We start from the raw sequence: 8,774 nt of genomic DNA on the forward strand, positions 1-8,774 counted from the left end.
AGACATACTCAACAGAAACCAAAATAAACACGTCAGAAGATTGCAGAGCAGGTGAAAACCTGCTCTTTTTTCATAAGTCAACCTTTAGTCGCCTTTATCTTCTTGAGGTGCTAAAAATATGGTAAAGGAGTATGTCTTGAAGAAGTTAGATCAAAACCAAGCCCCAATTTATGAGGCCTTGGTCAAGCTACGCAAGAAAAGAATTGTCCCCTTTGATGTGCCAGGTCACAAGCGTGGACGAGGAAATCCAGAACTTGTCGAACTGTTAGGAGAAAAATGTGTTGGCATTGATGTCAATTCTATGAAACCCTTGGATAATCTTGGTCATCCCATTTCGATTATTCGGGATGCGGAGGAATTAGCTGCGGATGCTTTTGGTGCAGCCCATGCCTTTCTCATGATTGGAGGTACAACCTCATCAGTTCAAACCATGATTCTTTCCACCTGCAAGGCGGGAGATAAGATTATTCTTCCACGAAATGTCCACAAATCTGCTATCAATGCGTTGGTTCTATGTGGTGCCATTCCCATCTATATCGAGATGAGTGTAGATCCCAAAATCGGCATCGCATTAGGACTTGAAAATGACCGTGTTGCCCAGGCAATTAAGGAGCATCCAGATGCTAAAGCTATCCTAATCAACAATCCTACTTACTATGGGATTTGTTCGGATCTGAGAGGATTAACAGAGATGGCTCACGAAGTGGGCATGCTAGTTTTAGTGGATGAAGCTCATGGTGCGCATTTGCATTTTACAGATAAACTTCCAATTTCTGCTATGGATGCAGGTGCTGATATGGCGGCGGTCTCTATGCATAAGTCTGGTGGGAGTCTGACCCAAAGCTCCATTTTACTTATCGGGGAGCAGATGAATCCTGAATACGTTCGTCAGATTATCAACCTGACCCAGTCTACATCAGCATCTTACCTGCTGATGGCAAGTCTCGATGTTTCTCGTAGAAACCTAGCCCTTCGTGGTAAAGAGTCCTTTGAGAAAGTTATTGAGTTATCTGAGTATGCTCGTCGTGAAATCAATGCCATCGGTGGCTACTACGCCTACTCAAAAGAGTTAATAGACGGTGTCTCGGTTTGTGATTTTGACGTGACTAAGTTATCAGTCTACACTCAGGGGATTGGTTTAACAGGGATTGAAGTTTATGATCTCTTACGGGATGAATATGACATTCAGATCGAGTTTGGTGATATTGGCAATATCTTAGCTTATATTTCCATTGGCGACCGCATCCAAGACATCGAGCGCTTAGTCGGTGCTTTGGCTGATATTAAGAGACTCTATTCTCGAGATGGGAAGGACTTGATTGCTGGAGAATATATCCAGCCCGAGTTGGTGCTGTCTCCACAAGAAGCCTTCTATTCAGAAAGAAAAAGTTTAACCTTGGATGATTCTGTTGGACAAGTCTGTGGGGAATTTGTCATGTGCTATCCTCCAGGGATACCAATCCTAGCACCAGGTGAACGGATTACACGAGAGATTGTGGATTATATACAATTCGCCAAGGAACGTGGTTGCTCCCTCCAAGGGACGGAAGATCCAGAAGTCAATCACATCAACATCATTGAGAGAAAGGAGAACTAGATGGATTTATGGTTTTCTGAAGTTCATACTCCAGATGTGAAACTGTCCCTGAGAACAGCCAAGCAACTCTATGCTGGAAAAAGTGAGTGGCAGGATATTGAGGTATTAGATACACCAGCTTTTGGAAAGATATTGATCTTAAATGGCCATGTCTTGTTTTCAGATGCAGATGATTTTGTTTACAATGAAATGACCGTCCACGTACCCATGGCTGTCCATCCAAATCCAAAGAAAGTATTGGTTATTGGGGGTGGTGACGGGGGTGTTGCCCAAGTATTAACACTCTATCCTGAACTGGAACAAATCGATATTGTGGAACCGGATGAGATGTTGGTTGAAGTCTGTCGTGAGTATTTCCCAGACTTTGCTGCAGGGCTAGATGATCCTCGTGTTACCATTTACTACCAAAATGGGCTTCGTTTTTTACGAAACTGTGAGGATGATTACGATATCATTATCAACGATGCGACAGATCCATTTGGGCATACGGAAGGGCTTTTTACCAAGGAATTTTACGGGAACAGCTACAGAGCTTTGAAAGAAGATGGTATCATGATTTACCAGCATGGTAGTCCTTTTTTTGACGAAGATGAGTCAGCTTGCCGAAGCATGCACCGCAAGGTTAATCAAGCCTTTCCAATCAGCCGAGTCTATCAGGCCCATATCCCAACCAGTCCAGCTGGCTATTGGCTATTTGGATTTGCATCGAAAAAATACCACCCTATCAAAGATTTTGACAAGGAAGGCTGGAAAAAACGCCAGCTTTTCACAGAATACTATACTGCAAACTTACACGTGGGAGCCTTTATGTTGCCCAAGTATGTAGAAGACATTTTAGAAGAAGAGGAAGGAAAAAAATGAGTCGTTTATTAGTTATCGGATGTGGGGGCGTTGCCCAAGTTGCTATTTCAAAGATTTGCCAAGATAGCGAAACATTTACAGAGATTATGATTGCTAGCCGTACCAAGTCAAAATGCGATGACTTGAAGGCTAAATTAGAAGGTAAAACAAGTACAAAGATTGAAACAGCTGGTCTTGATGCTGATAAGGTAGAAGAAGTCATTGCCTTGATTGAAAGCTACAAACCAGAAGCTGTTTTGAACGTAGCTCTACCATACCAAGATTTAACAATTATGGACGCTTGTTTAGCAACTGGAGTCCACTATATCGACACAGCTAACTATGAGGCTGAGGATACGGAAGACCCTGAATGGCGTGCTATCTATGAGAAACGTTGTAAGGAACTTGGTTTTACAGCCTACTTTGACTACTCGTGGCAGTGGGCTTATCAGGAGAAATTTAAAGAAGCAGGCTTAACAGCTCTTCTTGGATCTGGTTTTGACCCAGGTGTGACTAGTGTCTTTTCAGCCTATGCTCTCAAACACTATTTTGATGAAATCCACTATATCGACATTTTAGACTGTAATGGTGGTGACCACGGTTATCCATTTGCAACAAACTTTAACCCAGAAATCAATCTCCGCGAGGTTTCTGCGCCAGGTTCTTACTGGGAAGATGGAAAATGGGTCGAAGTCGAAGCCATGTCAATCAAGCGTGAGTATGATTTCCCTCAGGTTGGACAAAAAGACATGTATCTCCTTCACCATGAAGAAATTGAATCATTGGCCAAGAACATTCCTGGTGTCAAACGCATTCGTTTCTTTATGACCTTTGGTCAATCTTATCTAACGCATATGAAATGCTTGGAAAACGTTGGGCTTCTTCGTACGGATGCTATTAACTTTAATGGACAAGACATTGTGCCAATCCAATTTTTGAAAGCCTTGCTTCCAGATCCAGCCAGCCTTGGTCCACGCACAGTTGGTAAAACCAATATCGGTTGTATCTTTACAGGTGTAAAAGATGGTGTTGAAAAGACCATCTACATCTATAATGTTTGCGACCATCAGGAATGTTACGCCGAAGTTGGTTCACAAGCAATTTCTTACACCACTGGAGTTCCAGCTATGATTGGGACAAAATTGGTTATGAACGGTACTTGGAAACAAGCTGGAGTCTATAACCTTGAAGAATTGGATCCAGATCCATTCATGGAAGCTTTGAATGAGTATGGATTACCTTGGGTTGTGGTTGAAAACCCGCAAATGGTGGACTAATGAAGTTAGAACAAGTACCCACACCAGCTTATGTCATTGACTTGGCCAAGTTAGAAGCAAACTGTCGCATTCTAAAATATGTACAAGAAGAAGCTGGATGCAAAGTTTTACTTGCCCAAAAGGCTTATTCCCTCTATAAAACATATCCCTTGATTAGCCAGTATCTATCTGGTACGACGGCTAGTGGACTTTATGAAGCTAAGCTGGCTAGAGAAGAGTTTCCGGGGGAAGTCCATGTCTTTGCTCCAGCTTTCAAGGATGCAGACTTGGAGGAATTGCTGGAAATAACGGACCATATCGTCTTCAACTCAGAGAGACAGTTGCGTAAACATGGTGCTCGTTGCCGAGAGGCTGGTATCAGTGTCGGTTTGCGCCTCAACCCTCAGTGTTCAACTCAAGGAAATCACGCGCTCTATGACCCTTGTGCTCCGGGATCTCGGTTTGGAGTTAGCCTAGACAAGATACCGAGTGATTTGTTGGATTTAGTGGACGGACTTCATTTTCATACTCTTTGTGAGCAAGGTTCAGATGATTTAGAGACAACTTTGAAAGCAGTAGAAGCGCAGTTTGGACCCTATTTGTATCAAGTTAAATGGCTCAATATGGGTGGTGGACACCACATCACCAGAGAAGACTACGATGTGGATTTGCTGATTTCTGAGATTAAAAGAATTCGAGAAACTTACAATCTTGAAGTCTATATCGAGCCGGGTGAAGCTATTGCGCTCAATGCGGGTTATCTAGCAACTGAAGTATTGGACATTGTCGAAAACGGTATGGATATTTTGGTTTTAGATGCCTCCGCGACCTGCCATATGCCAGATGTACTTGAAATGCCCTATCGTCCACCTTTGAGAAATGGATTTGAACCGCAGGAAAAAGCCCATACCTATAGACTTTCTTCTAATACCTGTCTGACGGGCGACGTGATTGGAGATTATAGCTTTGAAAATCCAGTCCAAATCGGTGATAGACTTTATTTCGAAGACATGGCAATATACTCATTTGTCAAAAATAATACCTTTAACGGTATTGGCTTGCCAAGTCTCTATCTCATGGACGAGCAGGGAGACTGCAGCTTAGTCAAAGCCTTCGGTTATCAAGACTTTAAAGGGAGATTATCATGATGGACAGTCCAAAGAAATTAGGCTATCGTATGCCAGCAGAGTATGAACCCCATCATGGCACCCTCATGATCTGGCCAACTCGACCAGGTTCATGGCCCTTCCAAGGAAAGGCTGCTAAAAGAGCATTTACTCAGATTATCAAGACCATAGCAGAAGGGGAAAGAGTCTATCTTTTGGTGGAGCAGGCCCATCTATCTGAAGCTCAATCCTATCTTGGAGACAAGGTTGTTTATTTTGATATTCCTACTAATGATGCCTGGGCGCGTGATACGGGGCCGACCATTCTCGTCAATGAAAAAAGAGAAAAGTTGGCAGTCGATTGGTCTTTTAATGCCTGGGGTGGTACAGTCGATGGCCTCTACCAAGATTATGAAGATGATGACCAAGTAGCCAGTCGCTTTGCAGAACTCTTAGAGATACCTGTTTACGAGGCCAAACCTTTTGTACTGGAAGGCGGAGCAATCCATAGCGATGGTCAAGGAACCATTCTTGTGACTGAAAGTTGCCTACTAAGCGCTGGTCGCAATCCCCACCTGTCTAAAGCGCAAATTGAAAACACCTTATTAGAGAGCCTTGGCGCTGAAAAAGTTATCTGGCTTCCTTATGGTATTTATCAGGACGAAACCAATGAACATGTTGACAATGTTGCCGCTTTCGTTGGTCCTGCAGAGATTGTCTTGGCTTGGACAGATGACCAAAATGATCCCCAATATGCCATGTCAGTAGCTGATTTAGAGCTCTTAGAGCAAGAAACAGATGCAAAAGGGCGTCACTTCACCATTCATAAGCTTCCTATCCCAGCTATTCGTCAAGTTGTCACTAAAGAAGATTTACCAGGCTATACCTATGAAGAAGGGGAAGAAGAGCGTTATGCAGGTGAACGTCTTGCAGCTTCCTATGTCAATTTTTATATTGCCAACAAGGCTGTCTTAGTGCCCCAGTTTGAGGATGTAAACGACCAAGTGGCCCTAGATATCCTCAGCAAGTGTTTCCCAGACCGTAAGGTCGTAGGAATTCCAGCCAGAGATATTCTCTTAGGTGGTGGCAATATTCACTGTATCACCCAACAAATCCCAGAATAGGAGAAAAAGATGAGAAATGTTAAAGTTGCAGCGATCCAGATGCAATGCGCCAAGGATGTGGCGACAAATATCCAAACAGCGGAACGTCTAGTACGTCAGGCTGCAGAACAAGGCGCACAAATCATTCTCTTACCCGAGTTGTTTGAACGTCCCTATTTCTGTCAGGAACGCCAATATGACTACTACCAGTATGCCCAGTCAGTGACAGAAAATACCGCCATCCAGCATTTTAAAGTGATTGCTAAGGAACTAGAAGTTGTTCTACCCATTAGTTTCTACGAAAAAGATGGCAATGTCTTGTATAACTCTATTGCCGTCGTTGATGCAGATGGTGAAGTGCTGGGTGTTTATCGGAAGACACACATACCAGATGATCATTATTATCAAGAAAAGTTTTATTTTACGCCTGGCAACACTGGTTTCAAGGTCTGGGATACTCGCTACGCTAAAATTGGGATCGGTATCTGTTGGGATCAATGGTTCCCCGAAACAGCGCGCTGTCTTGCATTGAATGGTGCTGAATTGCTCTTTTATCCAACCGCTATCGGTTCAGAGCCTATCTTAGATACGGATAGTTGTGGTCACTGGCAACGTACCATGCAAGGGCACGCAGCAGCAAATATTGTCCCAGTTATTGCAGCCAATCGCTATGGCTTGGAAGAAGTCACTCCTAGTGAGGAAAATGGTGGACAGAGTTCCAGTCTTGACTTCTACGGTTCCTCCTTTATGACGGATGAAACAGGAGCTATTCTAGAGAGAGCTGAAAGACAAGGTGAAGCTGTTTTATTAGCCACTTATGACCTTGATAAGGGAGCAAGCGAGCGCCTCAACTGGGGACTGTTTCGTGATAGAAGACCCGAAATGTACCAACGAATTACCGACTAGAAAGTAACTTTCATAATAAATTTTTGGTATTCACGCCTGTCTTACAAAAATGTAAGATAGGCTTTTTAAATGTAAGATAGGTGTACGATTATACGCGGAAATGTATGCTATACTCTATGTAGATTAAAAAGAAAGAGGTTTATTATGAAAAAATGGAATGCGACACAGTTGAAGTATCTGATGGCGGCAGTAATGGTTCTAGACCATATTCCGCATATTACCGGAATCGTTTCTCCTTTGTGGGAAGGTATCTTTCACGCCTTGACCCGTTGTGTGGGAGTTTGGTTTGCCTATATGGCTATGGAAGGCTTCATCCATACTCGAAATTTGAAAAACTACCTCATCCGTCTTTGGAGTTGGGCGCTTATCATGTTTGCTGGAAATAGCCTACTCAACGCCCTATTTGCATCCAAAGGAGTAATGGTCAATAATAATATTTTCTTGACTTTGGCCATCGGTGTCACCATGCTTTGGATTGGTTTTCCCAGAAAAGAGTTGGATAAAAAGGAGAAGTTGTGGCGTCGGATTGGGCTTGCTGGGCTCTTGATTTTCGGTTGTCTTTTTACTGAGGGTGGCATCACCATGCTACCATTTCTCTTGATTAGTTACTCTTGTCGAAATCGCAAGGGCTTGCGAAATCTCCTCTATGCCTTTCTGTGGGCTTTCTTATTAGTGACTTCCATCCAAATATACGACACTTGGCACCAAACACTGGAAATGATGCTTTTCAATTCTGACTGGCTCTTTATCACCGTCTTTCCTTTTATGGCCTTGTATAATGGACAGCGAGGAAAAGAAACTAGTTGGAGTAAATATTTCTTTTATATTTTCTACCCAGCTCATCTATGGATTATAACTTTGATTGCTTATTTGCTTAAGTAGATTCAATATTCATTAGCTCCTTCTTGCTTAAAATGTGAGAGGAGCTTTTCTGTATCTGGAATTCCCAACAAAACATGTTATAATAGTTTTAGAAAGGACGAGGTTTATGGCGAGCATACTTGTAATTGAAGATAATAATGACATCCAGGAAATCTTAAGAATCCTTCTTGCAGAGGAACACGAGGTGATTCAAGCATTTTCTGGGACAGAAGGTATCATGCAATTTGACAAAGGTGGCATTGATCTCGTCTTGCTAGATATCATGCTCCCTGGGAAAAATGGCGATCAAGTCTTGCAAGCTATTCGACAAACTAGTCAGACTCCGGTCATCATGCTTACTGCTTTAGGTGATAAAAAGCTCATCAGCCAATATCTCTTAGATGGTGCCAATGATTATGTAGTAAAACCTTTTGATTTGGACGAAGTCTTTGCCAGAGTCACTGTGCAATTACGCCAAAGTGGGGAACATCAGTCAGGAGATCGAAGAGAAATTGATAACCTCGTACAAAACTTTAAAAATATCCAGTTCAATGCGGATAGTTTTGAAATAAGTAGCACAACTGAAACCATTCGCCTTGCAAAGAAAGAGTGCCAGATTCTCCAAATGTTGCTCCAGCATCCTAAAAAAATCTTCACCAAAGAAGAACTCTATGAATTAATTTGGGAAGAAAGTTACCTGCCTGGAGACAATACGCTCAACACTCATCTAAGCAATCTCCGTAAGAAACTACATCAACTGGATCCAAATCACGAATACATCGAAACCATTTGGGGAGTTGGTGTTCGATTAAAAGGAGACAAGCAATGATTTACATTTTGATATCAATATTGCTCCTCATTAACATCATTTTGGCGATTTCTTTGATTCGCTATCATATAGCAATTAAAGATTTAAGCAGACAAATTGAAGAAAAGATTCGCTCTGGTAGCATGAAGAGGATCGGTGTAAATTTCTTTTCAAAGACCATTTTGCGTCTACATAACCAAATTGAGAATCTATTTCAAGTAGTGGAGCAAAATCAGCTAATCATGAAGCGTGAAAAACACACCCTAGATATGGCAATCAGTAACATAGCTCATGATA

The 8,774-nt window shown here is 42.3% G+C and carries 8 protein-coding genes and 1 pseudogene; all 9 read left to right on the plus strand.

Translation table 11 applies throughout. From position 1 onward, the window contains the following. Nucleotides 1–136 precede the first annotated feature (136 nt). Nucleotides 137–1,597: an aminotransferase class I/II-fold pyridoxal phosphate-dependent enzyme gene (locus GMD6S_RS05060; protein ID WP_000732147.1), complete on the plus strand. Its 1,461-nt coding sequence runs from the start codon at nt 137–139 to the stop codon at nt 1,595–1,597. Next, on the plus strand, nt 1,598–2,458 hold the full coding sequence (gene speE / locus GMD6S_RS05065; RefSeq protein ID WP_000366710.1) for a polyamine aminopropyltransferase: 861 nt from the start codon (nt 1,598–1,600) through the stop codon (nt 2,456–2,458). It begins immediately after the preceding gene. Beyond that, a complete protein-coding gene (locus tag GMD6S_RS05070) occupies nt 2,455–3,714 on the plus strand; it encodes a saccharopine dehydrogenase family protein (RefSeq protein ID WP_000088790.1) in 1,260 nt (419 codons plus the stop codon). The genes speE and GMD6S_RS05070 overlap by 4 nt, the downstream gene beginning before the upstream one ends. Next, nucleotides 3,714–4,841, plus strand: a complete 1,128-nt coding sequence (nspC, locus tag GMD6S_RS05075; RefSeq protein WP_000764343.1) for a carboxynorspermidine decarboxylase — start codon at nt 3,714–3,716, stop codon at nt 4,839–4,841. The genes GMD6S_RS05070 and nspC overlap by 1 nt, the downstream gene beginning before the upstream one ends. Continuing rightward, on the plus strand, nt 4,838–5,923 hold the full coding sequence (gene aguA, locus GMD6S_RS05080) for an agmatine deiminase (protein WP_000969483.1): 1,086 nt from the start codon (nt 4,838–4,840) through the stop codon (nt 5,921–5,923). Before nspC ends, aguA begins: the two co-directional genes overlap by 4 nt. A 9-nt stretch (nt 5,924–5,932) precedes the next feature. Beyond that, on the plus strand, nt 5,933–6,808 hold the full coding sequence (gene aguB, locus GMD6S_RS05085) for an N-carbamoylputrescine amidase (RefSeq protein WP_001246713.1): 876 nt from the start codon (nt 5,933–5,935) through the stop codon (nt 6,806–6,808). 144 nt (nt 6,809–6,952) lie between these two features. After that, the gene (locus tag GMD6S_RS05090; protein ID WP_000759206.1) at nt 6,953–7,690 is read left to right on the plus strand and encodes a TraX family protein; all 738 of its coding nucleotides are present in this window, start codon (nt 6,953–6,955) and stop codon (nt 7,688–7,690) included. A 106-nt stretch (nt 7,691–7,796) separates the two neighbouring features. Beyond that, nucleotides 7,797–8,498, plus strand: coding sequence for a response regulator transcription factor (locus tag GMD6S_RS05095; RefSeq protein ID WP_000146571.1), 702 nt, complete (start codon nt 7,797–7,799; stop codon nt 8,496–8,498). Beyond that, nucleotides 8,495–8,774, plus strand: a pseudogene (locus GMD6S_RS05100) (sensor histidine kinase); the annotation flags it as partial. The gene GMD6S_RS05095 and the pseudogene GMD6S_RS05100, both read left to right, overlap by 4 nt.

Source organism: Streptococcus sp. GMD6S, from assembly GCF_000297015.1.

Coding starts and splice junctions, on each gene's coding strand:
- aguB (WP_001246713.1), top strand. CDS start 5,933: ATGAGAAATGTTAAAGTTGCAGCGATCCAGATGCAATGCGCCAAGGAT.
- GMD6S_RS05095 (WP_000146571.1), top strand. CDS start 7,797: ATGGCGAGCATACTTGTAATTGAAGATAATAATGACATCCAGGAAATC.
- aguA (WP_000969483.1), top strand. CDS start 4,838: ATGATGGACAGTCCAAAGAAATTAGGCTATCGTATGCCAGCAGAGTAT.
- nspC (WP_000764343.1), top strand. CDS start 3,714: ATGAAGTTAGAACAAGTACCCACACCAGCTTATGTCATTGACTTGGCC.
- speE (WP_000366710.1), top strand. CDS start 1,598: ATGGATTTATGGTTTTCTGAAGTTCATACTCCAGATGTGAAACTGTCC.
- GMD6S_RS05070 (WP_000088790.1), top strand. CDS start 2,455: ATGAGTCGTTTATTAGTTATCGGATGTGGGGGCGTTGCCCAAGTTGCT.
- GMD6S_RS05090 (WP_000759206.1), top strand. CDS start 6,953: ATGAAAAAATGGAATGCGACACAGTTGAAGTATCTGATGGCGGCAGTA.